This window comes from Archangium sp. Cb G35 (assembly GCF_001896145.1).
Lineage (GTDB): Bacteria > Myxococcota > Myxococcia > Myxococcales > Myxococcaceae > Archangium > Archangium violaceum.
In genome coordinates this window covers 701,689-718,013 of sequence record NZ_MPOI01000002.1, presented here as the reverse complement: position 1 = coordinate 718,013, position 16,325 = coordinate 701,689, and the positions used below count along the sequence as shown (strand labels likewise).

General features: G+C 63.7%; 14 protein-coding genes and 1 pseudogene. 9 read left to right on the top strand and 6 right to left on the bottom strand.

The features are described 5' to 3' along the window. The first annotated feature begins 24 nt into the window (after nt 1-24). The 5 genes from BO221_RS09395 to BO221_RS09370 all read left to right on the top strand — a co-directional run bounded on the left by BO221_RS09395 (nt 25) and on the right by BO221_RS09370 (nt 6,457). Entirely contained in the window at nt 25-966 is a 942-nt protein-coding gene (locus BO221_RS09395) for an endonuclease/exonuclease/phosphatase family protein (RefSeq protein ID WP_073560038.1), read from the top strand. Between the two features lie 155 nt (nt 967-1,121). Beyond that, the gene (locus BO221_RS09390) at nt 1,122-2,174 is read left to right on the top strand and encodes a DUF5694 domain-containing protein (RefSeq protein ID WP_073560037.1); all 1,053 of its coding nucleotides are present in this window, start codon (nt 1,122-1,124) and stop codon (nt 2,172-2,174) included. A gap of 773 nt (nt 2,175-2,947) precedes the next feature. Then, nucleotides 2,948-3,601 (top strand): beta/gamma crystallin domain-containing protein, encoded by a 654-nt coding sequence (locus BO221_RS09380; RefSeq protein WP_073560036.1) that lies wholly within the window; start codon nt 2,948-2,950, stop codon nt 3,599-3,601. Between the two features lie 775 nt (nt 3,602-4,376). Further along, entirely contained in the window at nt 4,377-5,978 is a 1,602-nt protein-coding gene (locus BO221_RS09375) for a bifunctional 2-polyprenyl-6-hydroxyphenol methylase/3-demethylubiquinol 3-O-methyltransferase UbiG (protein ID WP_158079804.1), read from the top strand. Between the two features lie 140 nt (nt 5,979-6,118). After that, a complete protein-coding gene (locus BO221_RS09370; protein WP_073560034.1) occupies nt 6,119-6,457 on the top strand; it encodes a hypothetical protein in 339 nt (112 codons plus the stop codon). A 46-nt stretch (nt 6,458-6,503) separates the two neighbouring features. Here BO221_RS09370 and BO221_RS09365 read toward each other — a convergent pair whose 3' ends face one another. Together BO221_RS09365 and BO221_RS09360 are read right to left on the bottom strand one after the other, a co-directional pair. Next, nucleotides 6,504-7,724 carry a site-specific integrase gene (locus BO221_RS09365; RefSeq protein WP_073560033.1) on the bottom strand — a complete coding sequence of 407 codons (1,221 nt, stop codon included), beginning with the start codon at nt 7,722-7,724 and terminating at the stop codon, nt 6,504-6,506. Continuing rightward, entirely contained in the window at nt 7,721-7,945 is a 225-nt protein-coding gene (locus BO221_RS09360) for a helix-turn-helix domain-containing protein (protein ID WP_071905296.1), read from the bottom strand. The genes BO221_RS09365 and BO221_RS09360 overlap by 4 nt, the downstream gene beginning before the upstream one ends. A gap of 1,062 nt (nt 7,946-9,007) precedes the next feature. On the opposite strand from BO221_RS09360, the gene BO221_RS09355 reads away from it, so the two are divergent. Both BO221_RS09355 and BO221_RS09350 read left to right on the top strand, forming a co-directional pair. Then, nucleotides 9,008-11,104 carry a serine/threonine-protein kinase gene (locus tag BO221_RS09355; RefSeq protein WP_073560032.1) on the top strand — a complete coding sequence of 699 codons (2,097 nt, stop codon included), beginning with the start codon at nt 9,008-9,010 and terminating at the stop codon, nt 11,102-11,104. A gap of 53 nt (nt 11,105-11,157) precedes the next feature. After that, the gene (locus BO221_RS09350) at nt 11,158-12,093 is read left to right on the top strand and encodes a DUF2381 family protein (RefSeq protein ID WP_073560031.1); all 936 of its coding nucleotides are present in this window, start codon (nt 11,158-11,160) and stop codon (nt 12,091-12,093) included. A 28-nt stretch (nt 12,094-12,121) separates the two neighbouring features. Here the strand turns inward: BO221_RS09350 and BO221_RS09345 are convergent, their stop codons facing one another. The 4 genes and pseudogenes from BO221_RS09345 to BO221_RS09330 all read right to left on the bottom strand — a co-directional run. Beyond that, nucleotides 12,122-12,877 carry a DUF5953 family protein gene (locus tag BO221_RS09345; protein ID WP_073560030.1) on the bottom strand — a complete coding sequence of 252 codons (756 nt, stop codon included), beginning with the start codon at nt 12,875-12,877 and terminating at the stop codon, nt 12,122-12,124. Continuing rightward, nucleotides 12,874-13,479, bottom strand: a complete 606-nt coding sequence (locus tag BO221_RS09340) for a DUF6310 domain-containing protein (protein WP_369864588.1) — start codon at nt 13,477-13,479, stop codon at nt 12,874-12,876. The genes BO221_RS09345 and BO221_RS09340 overlap by 4 nt, the downstream gene beginning before the upstream one ends. Nucleotides 13,480-14,188: 709 nt before the next feature. Further along, nucleotides 14,189-15,076, bottom strand: coding sequence for a hypothetical protein (locus BO221_RS09335; RefSeq protein ID WP_073560028.1), 888 nt, complete (start codon nt 15,074-15,076; stop codon nt 14,189-14,191). 125 nt (nt 15,077-15,201) lie between these two features. Then, nucleotides 15,202-15,345 (bottom strand): annotated as a pseudogene (locus tag BO221_RS09330) (IS3 family transposase); the annotation flags it as partial. A 223-nt stretch (nt 15,346-15,568) separates the two neighbouring features. On the opposite strand from BO221_RS09330, the gene BO221_RS53555 reads away from it, so the two are divergent. Then, entirely contained in the window at nt 15,569-15,892 is a 324-nt protein-coding gene (locus tag BO221_RS53555; RefSeq protein WP_143195345.1) for a hypothetical protein, read from the top strand. Continuing rightward, nucleotides 15,879-16,109 (top strand): hypothetical protein, encoded by a 231-nt coding sequence (locus BO221_RS53550; RefSeq protein ID WP_143195344.1) that lies wholly within the window; start codon nt 15,879-15,881, stop codon nt 16,107-16,109. The genes BO221_RS53555 and BO221_RS53550 overlap by 14 nt, the downstream gene beginning before the upstream one ends. Nucleotides 16,110-16,325: the final 216 nt, after the last annotated feature.

The window sequence follows — 16,325 nt, the reverse complement described above, 5'->3', positions numbered from 1 at the left end:
GACCTCACCCTGGAGGTCCCGAACATGAAGTTCTCAGTCACTCGTACGCTCGCGATGATGGCATCCGTTTTATCAATGGGGCTCATGCCCGGCTCTTCCGAGGCCGCCTACACGGTCACGGTGGTGAATCACAACATCACCGGTGAACGCACCGACAACTATCCGGATTGGTTCGGAGTGAGAGACCAGGTTCTAAACGGTGCCGACGTCGCGACGATGCAGGAGGTCTGTTCCGCCGATTTCGCGGAGTTCCAGGCATTCTTCGCGCAATATGGTTGGCATACCGCATTCATTCCGATGTCGAAGTATAGCGAGGCTGACCTCGACAAATGCGGCGTCGACGGCGACCTGGGCCAGGTTCTCGCCTCGAATCGCCCTATGAGCCTGCACTCCTACCGTTTGCCTGTGATGGGCAAGTATCACGGCGAGTTGGGCTATCCAGGCGGCAGGGAATTCACTCTGTTCTGTGCGGACGTACCCAGTATGCCGACGCCTGGCCTGTTCACCTTCTGCACGACGCACCTTTGGAGCGGCCACTCCAGCGTCTCGGACGCCCAGGACTTCGAAATCCGTGCCGAACAGGCCACCAGAATCAACAGCATTTTGAAGCCACTCGTTCAGGCGGGGCACCGGGTCATTTTGACAGGCGATTTCAACAGCAAGCCCGACTCGTTGGCGATGGACAGGATCTATCGCGTCAACCCTGACGGTTCGGTCAACACCAATAAGGTCTTCTGGGAAGTCGACAACTCCTACGACCCAATCTGCGGGGCCTCCAAGCTTTGCCGCGACGGCCGGCCGACGATCCAGTTTACGAATGGCAACTGGGCGAAATACGACTACATCTTCGCTGGCAACGTGGGCGTGAACGGTCACACCGGTCTGGCGCTGACGAACATCTACTATCCGGGCAGCCCACCGACCTCCACTCACAAGCTGATAAAGGGTTGGGTGAACTTTCAGTAGCGAAGCCGCTTTGATGCCGGCGGCGATGGCGAGGATGAAAGGCCAGGAAGGCGGGCAACCCGGATGCGCAGCGCCAGTTCCGGGTTGCCCGCCAGCCGTCATACGTTCCATTGCAAAAAGGCTAATAGTTTATTCGACACAAGGAAAAACACGACATGAGCAAATGGACAAAGTGGGCTTGGGCATGGATCGCGGCATTGCCGTTCGCAGCGCAGGCACAGGTCGACCTGGCGGCGCTCGATCGCGACATGGCCGGGCCGCGGGCGCAAGTACTGGTGCTGGGCACCGTGCACTTGCGCGACATGCCGAAAGGCTTCAATCCGGCATCGCTGGACGGAGTGACGGACCGGCTGGCGGCGTTCAAGCCCGACATCATCACAATTGAGGGAGAGTCCGGCGAGGAATGCGATCTCGCTGCGCGCCATCCCGCCAGGTACGGCCCCGATTACTGCGACCCGACTGACGCGGCGAAAGCGGCCACCGGGATGGACGTGCCCGCCGCCCTCGCCGAAGTGGACAAGACGCTCAAGGCCTGGCCGGCGCAGCCGGCGCCGGCGCAGCGGCGGCGCCTGGCCGCGCTGTTCCTGGCGGCAAACGACCCTGCCTCGGCCTATGTGCAGTGGCTGCAGTTGCCGAAAACCGAGCGCCGTGCCGGCGACAGCCTGGATGCGTCACTGGTGGAGAACCTCCGCCGGATCGCGACGATCAACAACGAAAACTACCAGCTGGCCGCACGCCTGGCCGCGCGCCTGGGCCTGCAACGGGTGTACGCGGTGGACAACCATACCGGCGACCGCATGGATGTCTCGGACATCAAGGCTTTCGCGCGTTCGATCGAAGCGGCGTGGGCCGCGGGCGGCACGGGGTTGGGCGAACTTGTAAAGCGGGAGCAACTGCTGTCGCAAGCTTCAGACCTGCTGCCGCTGTACCGCTACATCAACGAGCCGAAAAACCTGCGGGTGCTTGCCGAGACCAATGTCAGCGCGGCCATGCGCGCAAAGTCGCCGGAAGGCTACCCGCAGATGTGGGTCGCCGGCTGGGAAATCCGTAACCTGCGGATGGTTGCCAATATCCGCGAGACGTTCCGGGAACGCCCCGGCGCGCGCGTGCTGTCCATTGTCGGTTCCTCGCACAAGCCGTGGTTCGACGCATGGCTCGGCCAGCTGCAGGGTGTGGATATCGTCGACGTGGCGGCCGTGCTGAAGTGACGCGGTCGCGCGGCTCAGGCCGTGCTCTGACAGCTCCTCTTTCTCCGGAACCTTGCGCGGTAGGACCATGATGACGGTCGTACCCTTGCCGGGTTCCGGCTCGATGTGGATGGTCCCGCGCAGCACGCCGGTGACCAGGTTGTAGACGATGTTCATGCCGCGCCCCGAGCCGCCCTGCCCCATCTTGGGGGTCTCGCCAGGGCACACACTACCACCAGGCTCCCACGAGACTCCGCCAGGCCCGCGCTGGGAGTGCCAGGCGGCAGGTTCGATTCCCGCCGCTTCCACTAGAGGTTGCCCGCCGCCTTGAGTCGAACCCACTCCTAAATAAGGAGGCACGGCTCGCATCAGGGGACCAAATCGGTTCTTGTCGGACCAAATCAGGACCAAATCCGGAGGCGTATAGGAGGGATGGGGGCGGTGTTGAGGGAGAGGGCAGGAGCCGAGGGGGCGAGGAGGGCTGCTGACGGGTGCCACGAGGGCTGTGCTCCGGGCCAGTGGAGACGCCGTGCAGCCCCATTGGGCACACGCCTCTTGGATACTCCTCGAACGCGCGGCTCGCCGCTCGAGGCGGCCGCCAGCCCGGGAGGGGAGGCGACCCCTCTGGCGTGAGTTCGTCGGGGAGCCCTCCGGCCCTCCTTCAATGACAGGAGGGATCCCCGCAGGGCAATGGCTGGGTGGCACACAAAGACATACCTGTATCTCGCCATTGACCTGGCGTCGAGTCATGTGGAACGCGAGACTCGACTTCACAAGAAAGAGGATGTTCTCCCATGATGACCCCAGGCACCACATCCACGACACAAACAGACATAGGTCCAAGCCAATCCCAGTTCTATGAGTCCAAGAGTTTTGGCGGCGCCCCCCACACCTACTCCGTGGGGGATGACGTCAATCTCTACCCGGGCTTCCTCAATGATAGATTCAAGTCGGTGATGGTGGGCCCGGCGGCCAAGGTGCTGGCCTGGCAGCACGCCAACAGTACGGGAAACTACGCGGTCCTCACGGGCAACAACCCGGACATCACCTCCATCGGAGGACTCTCGCGGTTCAAGGTCCTCGCCAATGACACGCGCGTCATCGCCTTCAAGTTCAAGGACGCCACGGGAGGCGAGGCGAGGCGCTACTCGCTCAAGGTGAATGCCGCCGATGTCGGTGAGCAGCTGCTCTATTCCAACGCGGATGACGAGTTCAAGCTCGTGGGCACGATGCCCGTGAGCGGTCCGCCGGTGACCACCGCCATCTACGTCCGCGACGAGCAGTCGGGCGTCTACATCGCGACGGGGTCGGTCTACTTCCAGTGGAACGCGGAGACCCAGCAGGTCGACATCGTCTCCCAGGAACAATTCCCGGCGCAGTTGAAGCACGAGCGTGAGGACGCCAGCCGGTTCATCATCACGCTGACGTCCGCCCAGCTGCCGCACTGAGCCGTGTCCACGCCAGGACCTGGTACTGGCCCACGGGCGGTCCTTCACCGTCCGTGGGCCAGTCAGCCAGCGAGTGGGTTTCGCCACCGCGACCCGCGCTTGCCCGGAATGGAAGTCTGATATGTTTGGGTGTTCGCGCACTGCGTTGGGTGCCGCAGCACCCGGTGACGCACCACCCGCAGCAGTCGCTCCACCTCACCTTGCGTGGGCGGGGGCAACGCCTCGAAGCGCACGCCGCCCTCGCTTCCAATAGAGGTTGCCCGCCGCCTTGAGTCGAACCCACTCTTAACGAGGAGGCGTGGAGCATCTTGGGGGACCAAATCGGTTCTTATCGGACCAGATTTGGACCAAATCCGTTGGCGTATAGGCAGGAGAGAGGCCGTGTTGAGGGGGAGGGCTGGTGCAGAGGGGCCGAGGAGGGCCGCTGACGGGTGCCGGCCGAGCTGTGAGCCGGGCCGGTGGAGAGGCCACGCAGCCTCGCTTGCTTCACGTACGCCAGCACCCGCCGCCTGCCTCCACACCTGACGCAGGTGAACACGTCCACCGCGAATGTCCTGCGCAGCAGCCCCGCGAAAGTCTACTGGCGGCGTCCTCTCCTTCCTCCGCTCCTGCCTCAGGCGCCACGCTCGCCTCCTCTGCTCCTACCTGGGGGCGCGTCACGCTCCTCTCCTCCGCTCCTGCTTGGGGGAGCACGCAGCCACGACGCGCCCTACGAGGTCTTGCTCCAGAAGCCCGGGTACGAATACGGTCATCCACAATGCACGCCGAGCCAACCGTGGATGCGAAGTTCGAGGCCCATTTTTCCCGTCTCGTACAAGATCGAAAGCCTTTCGAGCGGGGTGGGACGGCGATTGTATTCGGCAATGCACGCAACGCGCGTACGGTGCTCGAGAACGGGGCGTCGAAGGTCTTTCTCTTCCTCGAAGAGTCCCATGGCCGGCTCACGTCGGAGGCGGAGCGGTCTCTCGGAGAGCTGGCCGGGTCGGGGAAGGTCACCGTGCTCCCCGGCTTTCGAGATGTATTCGGCAGCAATGTCGTCACCGAGTCCATCAGCGCCGTGGTCTTCTCGGCAACGCCCTGGGAGTGGCGTACGGAGGGACGCATTCGCAACATCTTGTCCTTCCTGGCTCCGGTGCTCCTCCCGACAGCACTCGTGGTGCGAGCGGGGAACGGAATCAGGCCTGACATGATCATCGACTGGAGGAAGGAAGTCGACGCCGGGTTTGCCGCGCAACCGAGCGGACTATTGCACTGGCTCATGTGGCAAATACCCGCGCTCTACCGGTTCTCGGGCGACTGGCACCTTTCGGCTGGGGAGCCAACCCTTTCGGATGCGATCGACCGCGGTCTTCTCCCTCGAGCCGGGCGTGCATACGATCTCGGTTGCGGAATAGGGAAGAACTCGCAGTTCCTGTGCCGGGCGGGCCTCGATGTCGTGGGCATTGACCGGGCGGATCTCGCGATTCGAGTGGCGTCTACCCATGCGGAGCGCGAAGGGATGAAGGTGCGGTTCGTCTGCGGTGACGTTCTGGACGGATCGTTTTACGACAAGCCCGCATCGCTCGTGGTCGACCGGGGTTGCTTCCACTGCCTTCTTCCCGCGCAGAGACTCCGCTATCTAGACAGGGTGTGGAATGCTCTGGAGCCAGGGGGCATGTTGTTCCTCCAGGTGTTCGCCGGCGAGTTCCAGGCCAGCATCAACGTGTCATCCTTCTCCGAGGCCGAGCTTCGGAGGCTCTTCGAGCCGGGCTTCGAGTTTCTCGAGGTACGTCGCGCTCCGTACGTTGGATTGCCCACAGGGTCCTATGTCGCAATCATGAGGAAGCGCGTTTCTCCGGCCTCCCCTCATTGGATCAGCGAGAAGGAGAGTGCCGAAATAGGTCTGGGCTGCTCAGCGCTCGAGGAGCCCGGTGCTGAGCTGGTCCGGGTGATTCCCCCATGGCTCCACCCTTGGCTCTGGATGAAGCTGCGCTGGCCCGCGGGAACGCTCTGGGGGCGGATCGCGATCACCGCTCCCAGCTCCGTGGTTCTGGATGCCCTGGTGGAAGAGGCCTCCCTCAGAGTCTGGTACCATCAGGACTTCCGGATGAGCGCAGGCGTCGGTGTGTTCCAGGTCGACGGCGTTCCGCACGCCATGCGCGTTCATCGGGTTGACGATAGAACGGTGGAATGGCGATTCGAACAGCCTCACGGGTTGCGTGGCTCTTCCGTGCGGATTCAAGTGGGCGATGGTTCGAATGGCCGCTCCATCGTGAGCGTACGCCACGCTTTGAACTCTGTTCGGTCAGGAACGCCCTTCGTCAAATCTCCTGTGCTTGGCTGGCGGCACGCACTCGAGAGACTCAAGTCCCACGTGACCGCACGCGTTGATGCATAGGGTCGAACGCGAACGAGACTCGGCGTAGACGGGTGAACCTCGCGGCCTCCAAGTCTTTCCGAGGAGTTGCGGCTGGCCCGCGGGGTGCATCGACCTCGCGGACGGTGCGGAGGGAGAGGGGATGGGCTTGGCCGCTGAGGATGTTCCAGGAGGAGGGCTACTACTTCGTCACATCCAGGTGCTACCAGGGACGGCTGCTGCTGCGTCCCAGCGTGGAGATGAACGAGGTGGTGGGGGGCGTGCTGGCACGAGCCGTCCAGCAGAGTGCGGGCAGCGTACGGCTGCACGCCTTCACCTTCGCCTCCAATCACTTCCACCTGTTGGTATGGGCACGGGGGGCCGCGCTCGCCTCCTTCATGCGTGGGCTACCAGCGACCAGCGCGGTGGCGCAACTGGGGGCGAAGGTGAAGCTCGACCCGCACTCGGCGCGCGAGGTCATCGAGCATCTCGTGGACGGGCGCTTCCTGCAGCCGGCGTGAAAGCGGCAGGTTCGATTCCCGCCGCCTCCACTTTTTTACGCCGTGCTTACGGGTGGTTGGCAGCTTCCTCCATCCGTGTTGCACGTATGTCGCACGCGGGCGCAGAGGGCCGGTCGAGAACCCCGACCGCCTCTCTGCGCGTGTCCGGGCTCAGGTGGGCGTAGCGCTCCGTCATGTCGATGGTCGCGTGCCCCATCAGTTCCTTGATGACCGTCAGCGGTATCCCCCTCATGGCGAGGTGGCTGCCGTAGGTGTGCCGCAGGTCATGCCAGCCGATGCGGCCCTGCTCGCGCGTGATGCCCGCCCGCTGGAGGGCCCGGCGCAGCGGCAGCTTGAGCAGCCCGTCGGTAAGCGGCTGGCCATCCTCCTGGCAGAACACGTAAGGGCCGCGCAGGTGCCGGTGTCCCTTGAGCACGTCCACTGCCGAGCCCGGCAGTTCCACCGTCCGCTCGCGTCCGCCCTTGGGCAAGCCCGAGACACCGCGCCAGATGGTACGGCGGACGTGCAGCTTGCCGCGCTGCAAGTCCACGTCGCCCCACTGGAGCCCGATCAGTTCCCCTTGCCGCAGCCCCGCCTTGAGCGCCACCAGGAGCAGCGCTCGCCATTCCGGCTCGGCGGCGTTGAGCAGGCGCGCTGCCTCCTCGAAGGTGAGGAAATCAAAGGGCGGCTTCGGCAGCTTCGCGAAGAGCCTCACGCGCGGGGCCTGTTCCATTGCCCGCTGCTCTTCCGCGACCGCCAGCAGCTTGCTCAGCACCGTCAACACGTTGTTGATGGTTTTGAGGCTCAGCGGCTTTGGTTCCTCGCCGCTGCGCTTGCGGAGGGCTGCCCGCGTGGGGGCCTCCTTCCGGGCGCGCGCTGCCGACTTCTTCTTGCGCATGACAGCCTTGAAATCCTCAATCTCAGCCGGGCCAATGGCAGCCAGCGCCATTTCACCGAAAAATGGCAGGATGTGAGCCTCTAGGATTTGGCTCTTGCTGACGACGCTGGAATGCTTGTTGTTGTTCTCGCTGTAGGTGAGGAAGCGCGGGGCAAACTCCGCCAATGTCATAGGGCGCTCTCCGTTGTTGTTCTCCTTTCCAAAGGTTCCATTGAGGAGGGAGGCGCGCAATTCGCGCTCATACTGCTCGGCACCCCGGCGCGTCTGCACAGGCGAAAACTTCACGACTCGCTGTCGCCGTCCGTCCGGGTGGTGGAACACGAAGTCCACTTGCCAGGCCTCCTCGACCTTTCCTGCCTTGTTCTGCCACTTCCGCAATCTGACGCTCATTTCCGACTCCCGAGCGCAGAATCACGACCCTTACCGGCTGTCCACTCTAGCAGGGCCGCGCGGCGGATGCGGAGGGTTTTCCCGATGCGAGCGACGCCGGGAACCTGCTCTAGCCGGATCGCTTCGTAGAGAGTCTTCCTGTTCACGCGCAGTATTTCGGCGGCTTCCTCCACCGTGAGAAACGCGGGCGCGGCGTCCGCAGCAACGGGGGGCGTGCTCATGGCTGGCTCCCCTCCTGCACGGGCGTTGCTCTCCGCGTTGGGGAAGGGGCCGCACTCCCGAGAATGCCGCGCCGCTGGTGCATGGACGCGCGAGATTCCCGCCGATCCCCAACGCTGGCCCGTTGGCAAGTGGCCACAGGCGTCGCCTGGAGTGACCACAGGCGCGGCCTGGAGTGACTACCGGCGTCTTTCCCGGCGCCCTCACCTGTCAGCCAACAACGGCGCACGCATGCGCCACACACGGAGGGTTTCCCCTCCAGGGATTCGATCTTGTTCATCACCTACCCGCCCTGAACGACACGCCCAACAGCCCAAGAACTACCCAGGCCAGCAGTGACACAGTGCAAAGCCGCGTGTCCAGGCCACGAACAAAGCGAGAGGGGGGATCGGCAAGGGTGCAGCCGGGCAACCAAGGGCCGCACAAGCGAGCGAATGGGGCACGGCCCGCATCGACCGCGACCACGAAGCGCGCGGCGACTGACCGTCTGGCCTGCCTGGATGCTCGCCACGAGGTCCGCGTCGACGTGGCCTCCTGTCCGGCCCGTATGGACGTGCCAAAAGCACAACGCGCATCCAGACGGGCAGGCAAGGGAGGCGGGTAGCGACAGCGTGGCCACCACCGGGCCCACCAACGCCACCACTCAGCGCCACCAGTGGCGCCACCACCGGGCCCACCAGCACCACCACTCAGAGCCACCAGCGGCGCCACCACGGAGGCCACCACGCGCCACCACCGGGCCCGGGCTACTCGTAGGACCTGACCGCTAATAACGGACCATGCCGAACCGTCGCGCGTGAGTGCACAACAGGCCCGCGCCTTGCCGGGTCCTGCAAGGGCACATGCCGCGCGCCAGCGGACGGAAATAACACACACATGTAGGAAACAAATCTGTACTGATTTCCCCGATTCGGGCCTGAACGCGCAATTCGTGCAATATTTGTTTCCGACTTGTTTGGAGCGGTCGCGAGCTTTGGAGGGGTCCACCTGCGCCCCGGTCCCGCCGGGAGAGCCGCATCCTTGCGGTCATGGTACGCTCCCCCATCTACGAGGTGAGGTAGAGCGTGGGACTGGCACTCAGGCACCCGGACATCGGCGAGATGATCGGAGATTACAAGGTCGTGGGGTTCTTGGGCGCGGGGGGCCTCGGCATCGTCTACAAGGTCGAGCGCGGGGGCCGCTTCTTCGCGTTGAAGCTCCTTCTAATCCCCAAGCTGGACGGGCGGGGCAAGCGGGAGATCGGCATTCTCATTCACCTGGAGAACCCCGGCGTCGTCCGCTACGTGGGTTCGGATTTCTGGCCGGACCCGGTTATCGGCCATCCCTATATCGTGATGGAATACGTGCCGGGGGACACGCTTTGGACGTTTGCCTACAAGCGAAACCCGTCGGCTCGGAAGGCGACGCGCATCATCCTGGACGCGGCATTGACGCTCGGGGAGGTACACGCGGCGGGTGTGTTTCATCGCGATGTGAAGCCGGAGAACATCGTCATTCGGGAAGGGAACGAGCGCCCGATCCTGATTGATTTCGGGATTGGTTCTCTGGCCAGTGCCCCGACTCTCACCGGCTCGCAGCTCCCGCCCGGGACAGAGGAATTCCGCTCTCCCGAGCAGATACGCTTTCAGCGCGCCAACCCGGACGGCACGGGTCAATACGAGTACGGGCCCACCGATGAGATGTGGGCATTGGGCGTGACTTATTACTGGCTGCTGACGGATGCGCTGCCCTTTGGCGAGCGCACGGATGAAGGGGGCCTGGACGGGCTGCGCGAGCGTATCTTGACTCAGCGGCCCGAAGCGCCGCACGTCGTCAACCCCCGCGTGCCGCTGGCCGCCTCGCTGCTGTGCATGAAGATGCTCGCGGAGCGGCCAGAGGGCCGCTTCCCGTTGGTTGCGACACTGTGCGCGGCTCTGAATGAGTCCCTGTCCAACGCGGAGAACGACGCGACCTGGGAGCCGCCGCTCGTGGATCCGCTTGATCCGCAGACGACCACGACGCTCGATGACCCGGCCAAGCAGGAGCCAAACGAACAGCGGCGCATGTTTCTAAAGCTGGTGAAGCGGCGCCCCCGGCGCGGGCAGCCCTCTCCGAACGCGGCACCCGTGCTCTTCGTGCCCGCTGCGGTAGCAGGCCCCCGGCCCCCGGTCGCAGCCGCGAACCAGGACAAGCTCCCCATGGTAGAAGCGCCGCGCGTGGACCCGGCCCCGGTGGAGCACGAGCCGCCCGTAATGAGCGCCCCGGTGCCGCCAGCACGCGAACTCGAGCCTGCCGCAGGTCCACCCCCTCAACGCGCAGCGTGGCGTCTCGGGGTCGTTGGGTCCGTGCTGACGGTGGCCGTCGTTGCCCTGTCCGTTGGCGCGAACTTGTGGGGGCCTGGCTCTTCGAGCCGCACCAGCGAGGCACGGTTGGAGCTGCCGCTACCGCCTACGTCCCCCAGCTCGACCGACGCAGGCGTGCGCGGTCGTGAAGTGGCGCCCAATGCAAAGCCGCTGGAATCTCTCCCTGGAGGAGACGCGGCACCCGATGGGGCTCAACTTCCCGCGTCTACCGCTAACGACATGCTTCGCACGCCCGCTCAGACGCCCAAGAACGAAACGCCGAAAACGCAGACGCAAGGTGCAGGGTTCCGCTTGCCGGTGAAGCCCGCAGCATTGGCGGTCTGTGCACTGCTCGACGGGGGATGCACCGCGCCCGCTTCCCAGGTGCGCACCGAGCCCCCCGCGATTACGTGCCCCCAGGATTGGCGAAAGACCCACGAGCGGTTCAACGTTGCTAGGGGTGAGCCGATGGCAACGGTGAAAGGGTACAAGGGCGAGCGTGGAGAGCTGGCCAGGGTGAAGGATGGCCCCGTTACCCTCCAGGTTGGTGGCGAAGGGCTCGTGGGCAATCTGCCCGCCGGGACCTTGCTTCTTGGACAGTGGCAGCTCGGCGACAACCGCCTTTTCGGCACCTTCACCGAGGCGAAGATTCCAGGCGAGGGGACTCTTCCCGTGTGTTTGGTTGCTGGCCTGGAAATCGTCACGGTCTACGTGGACGAGCACGGCAAGCTTTTTGAGTGCCCCCCCGGCTTGGGCGTGTGCCTCGATCCCGGAAGCACGCCCGGCAACGTCAAGACAGACACGCGCGTTCTCCTCATTGAGCCTGTCGGGCAGCCCTGAGATTATTACCTTGCCCTTTGGAGGTTGAGTTTCCGTGCTGCCCCCCTCTCCCGGTGCCGTCCTGCTTGGCCGCCCTGCTCGCTGGTGCTGCGCAAGCCGCAGAGCCTCCCCCCGTCCCCCGCTGCGCCGCGACGGCGCGTTTTGACTTGTCAGCAGGGTCCCCGGAGGGAGTGCTGGAAGTGTGCACTAGCGCGGACGAGCCGACAGCGTTTGTCTTTGACTCCCGCGTCGCTGGGGGGGCGGTGCAGTTTCAGCCAGTGGGACGCCTCGCGCATTGGGCACTCGGGGAAGACGGGCTGAGTCTCTACGTCATTCCCAGGGGGGATTATCTGCCTGGGGAGCGGGTAAAGGTGACGGTGCGCTTCGCGGATGGCGCGGCACCGGCGAGCGCGAGCTTTTGGCTCGTGGGCCATGCGGCAAAGGGGACGCGCCGGGTGTATGTGTTCCGGCAGCCGCGCCCGCCCGACGTTTGCGAGAAAGAGAGGGACGAAGCACAGGCCGAAGCGCGCCAGTGCCAGGAGGACAAAGCGCGGCTTCTGGCCGAGCGTCAGGAGCCGGGCGGGCTCATGGGGCTCGCATGGCTGGAGGGGGCCGGGGTCGTGGCGTCTACAAGCATTCGCCAGTCGGTGACGAAGCCGCCAGCCAACGCGCTGCGGCTCGTTGAAGCCCGGAGCTACAGCTACACGCCCACGGGCGAGACACACCCGGCAAGCGTGGCTGTGCGTCTGGGCCTCTCTAACCCCGGCGCCGAGCCCTGGACACTGGCGGGGGCGGCGCTGGTGGACTCGGCGGGGGAACAGGTGGAGCTTGCCCATTGGCCACTGGCGCCCATCCCCGCGAATGGGGCCGGTGCCGTCGTGGTAGGCATCGAGGGGGAGCGCGCGCAGCTCGGCTGCCCCTGCACCCTCAAGCTATGGGAAGCAACCGGGCCGCGCACCGTCACCCTTGAGTACGTCACGTTCCCCGAGGGCAAAGCGAAGGGGCCCTGAGTGCGGCCAGCGCGAGCCGTGCCGAGTCTCAAGGGGCTGCGCGCCCGCCAATCTCCGGGAAGCGCTCGTAGGCCCGTTTGAGCGCGTCCAGGTGGGCGGGGTTGTCCAGGTCGAGCGGCGCGTCGGTGAGCTGCACAACCCACCCGCCCGACGCGGTACGCCGTGCGCGTGACAGCAGCTCCGCGTCGCGGGCCGGGTCCGGAAAGCCGATGACCCGTGCGGCAGCGGGCGACCAGTAGTTCAGCCACCCGAGGTAATAGGGAATTTCGGGCGAGCGGATCTGTTCTGGGAGCTTGAGGGCAGGAAGCCCCCGACGTGGGGACGGCGGCCCTTCCAGCGTGGGGGCTGTCTGGTGCGCGATGTCCCCCGCAGCGTCGTCTGGCGTCGCACGCCCCCAGAATGCACAAGCACCCTCCGCTATGCTCTCCAGCATCTCCGCCGCTGCCGCGATAACGGCTGCGTCTAGTGGCAGCTTTGCGTGGACATCGAGCAGCGGTTGACCGCCAGGGGAGTGGCGGGCGGATGTTTGTAAACCATAAACCGTCACCGGAAAGCTCTCCTCGCCGTTGCACACCAGAGGGAATTCCCCGTCCTTGGTCCCCTCGATGAGCCATGTATCGCGCTGCGGCAACGAGATGAGGCGCCCATCTTCAGAAACCTCCCACTCCATGCGTAAATCGGGGAGCGCTCGTTCCATTCCCTGGACAATAGCGAGCGTGCGACTGTCGTTGCCCACTAGAGCAGGAGCATAGACGATAATGCCGAGTTTCTTTCGCGTAGTCATCGTTTGCATCCTGTGACGACGATTTTAAGGAACTGATCCTCTCGCAGCAGCGCGGCCTTATGCTCCTCGGTGCTGACCCCAACAACGAAGTCGTATCCGCAGTCTCGCGCAGCGTCGCGCTGCTTGCGTAATTGCTTCATTTCCTTCTTGATTTCCTTGTCTTGAATGAAGTCAGGGTATGCGTCAAATCGGTGAGTCTTGATCTCCCACAGCACACGCACGCCGACTTGCAGTGCATCGAAACTCACGCCGCCCACGAACACATCCATTCCGGGATAACGGTTGGGCGGAAATTGGTCGGCGCACCTGTTATGCGCGTCATCCTCGCCCGCGTGCGGTTCCGGTATGGGCTCGCACCTGCGACGTCGCTCTCGTTCAGAGATGTCGGTTGGCCCCACGGGAGGGAAGTCCGGCCCTTTGGGCTCCGGCTTGGGCCTTTTTTCCGGCGAGGGTTTCTGCGGGGCGGGCGCTGTTTCAGGCACGGGCCGCGTTTCTGGCGCGGGCCTTACCTCGGGGTGGCCCATATCCAGCGCATGCGCATCCAGCGCCTCTTTGATGGCGAATCCCACCACCACCACGCCCGCGACGATCACCGCTCCCACGATGATCTCCGGTGCCGCCAAGACACAGAGTCCGACGCCCACTGCCGCACCTGCGGAGGCGAGGGCGCATCTGCCCGTGATGTCCCGAAACCGAACCCGGTCATGGTCGAGGGCATAAAAGCACCGCTCCGCCAGCACGGGCCAGGGCTCAGAAGCTTCGCGGACGGCACACTGCCCCCCGTCCGTCCAGGGCAGCTTCGCCGCTCGCTGGAGGTTGGCGAGCCTCGGGTCGCGGGCCGCTGGCTCTCTTGGGCTTGGGGGGGTCGTCGTACAGGCTGAGAGAAAGAGCAGAAGTGCGAAGCACGCTCGGAGACGCATGGCCGGGTCCTCCCGGAGCTAGGACCTGGCGGGTCCTGGTAGGGCCGGTCGGAGTATGACAGCGCGCCCCGATAGCTACGAACGAGCGCGCCGGGGGCACGGAAGGGGGACGGGTGCCGCAGCCGCAGCTCGGGCCAGGGCGAGCGCCAACGCAGCGGGCAGCTCATCCTCGCGCGTGGTGCAGGCAACAGGGCGCTAGAACACCGGACGGTTTGAAGCCCCAGAGATTTCAAGGGTTTGGAAGGGGGCTCGACAGCGCAGGAGAAGGAGTGCGGCTCATGAGCTACCCGTCAGCGTCCCTCACCTCCCGCTCTGCTCCCGTCCGCTACGCCCAATAGGGCTCCTGTCCTTCCTATGCTCGTGAGATCTGTCGATGGGGAAAGCCAACGCGTCACTGGCGGGCAGCGTCGCGCCTCGCCTTGATCGCCTGCCCGAGGATCTGCGCGAACGCTAACGCGCGCTGCCGCCCCTTAGGATTTGCATCGCTCAGGGTCCAGAAGTCGGTTTGCGTGTAGTAGCTGACCTGCGGCCTCATCTGCTCCACATGGGTCATCGCGGTGATGGTGAACAAGATGCCGTCGCAGGCCTTCTTTGCAACTGGCTTCTGCAGGACGAGCCTGCTCTCCTCACGAAACTTGTCAATCAGAGAAATCAACTCCGCGTTGGCCTCGGCCGCGGTGTTCTTGACCAAGATTCTGTTCTCGGGGACAAGCAAATCGACATTGAGCCCTATGAGGCCCGCGCCGCCGAATGGGCGAAGCTGGCGAGCGCCCTTCCTCAGCTGCACTTCCAGATTGGCGACCGAGTTGATTTTCTTGCACGCGACGGGGTAATCGCCGGTGTCCAACTTCAGGAGGATGTCGGGCTCTGCCAGAACGGCTTTCATGCCATGGCGAAGCAGGTAGTCGGCCAGCTCGATCTCGAAGAATGCGTCTTTGCCTTGCGACTGATCGTGCATGGGAAGGTTCATGTCGTTCGACGCGACGCGTTTCAGTGCTTCCTGCGCCCCAGGATCCTCGGCCACGCCCAAGACTGCGCTGCAGATGCGATTGACGTGCAGCGCCGAGAACAGCCGGTCTTGCCACCCCTGATTTCGCTCGCCAAGCTTCCACTCTCTCGAGAGTGCCTCGGCCTTCTTCATAAGCTGCCCCAACACGCTGGCGGGATTCAGCCGAATCTGCCTCGATTCGAGAAGCGCCTTCACGCGGTTCGCTTTGTCGACAACCTCTTCATAAGAGGTGACGGAATCGGGACGGTCTAAAAGGGGGACGCTCTCCATGTGCCCACTTTACCCGCGAGACCACTTCTGCAACATCTTCGGGCAGAGGCGGCGCCGTGGGCTTGATCCGCTGACGTGGACAGTGGGGTGATGCTGGGCTTGATCCGCTGACGTGGACAGTGGGGTTATGCTGCCAACTTCAGCGGTAAGGCTGCAAGCTCGAAGTTAACTGGACTGACATAGCCCAGGGTCGAGTGCCGCCGCTGCCGGTTGTAGAAGACCTCGATGTACTCGAAGAGTGCCAGCTGGGCCTGCTCGCGCGTGGTGAAGTTCCCCCAAGCAGGAGAGAAGGCTAGCCCATTCTGGCGCCAGTGTTCGCCTGTTGACCTTATGAATCGGATCCACGTTGCCGTTGTGTAGTTTTGTACTTGGGCGAAACAGGACAGGGGTGTGTAGCCCCTCTATCGCTGGTCTGCTCAATTTTGACCATCGTTACGAAATAGGGCCGTAGAAATCCGTAGCGAAGGCAGAGGCGGCTGCTATAAATCGCGCATGCCTGATTCGAACATCCGTGAGCGTATTGTGCGCCTGAAGAAAGAGGCAAGGCGCCGTGGCGATGAGCCTGTTTACCTGTTTCTTACCCCAGAAGCTGAGGCCGAAATCGAAGAAGAAAACCCGGACATCTGGGGCGTACTTACTGGCGAAAAGATCGTTAAACTCGGAGCCCGTGTCGCGTTCGGCCCCAAGATTTTGGGCATGCGTGTGCTCTGGGATCAGCGTGAATTCGAGGTAAAGCGCGAAGTTTCCAGGGAAGACGAAGATCGCTATTTTAAGCAGGTGAAAAAATACAAGGAGAAGGAAGATGGCGCCGTTTAAATATCGGGTCAAAGACGAATATAAAGCACTGTTTACCAATCTGGGGAAAGGTGAAGCACTTGATGTACCGGATGCGTTTGCGGAAGTCGGCAAGCCGATTCGGAAAGACGCAACCGCTCTGGTGAATGTCAGGAACGAGAAGCTACTGGAGAAGCTCGTGGATGATGGATTCGTCGAGAAACTCGACCTCGATTTGGAGCCAGTACTTAAGCCCTGACAGTTGTTTAGAAGTCATCATTTCTGCCCCTCAGACCAGGACACACGCCACCGTTAGGCCGCCATGAGATGCTCGCGAGTCCCAAGAAGCCATGGAGGCGCTGGCCTGCTCGCATCCGAACAGTAGCCTACGCACGCGATCGATTTCGATCCTGCGGCTTTCGAGGGAGAACCTAGTGAAACTGTGGTCGGTGTACGTAATTGCCAATGAACGAGC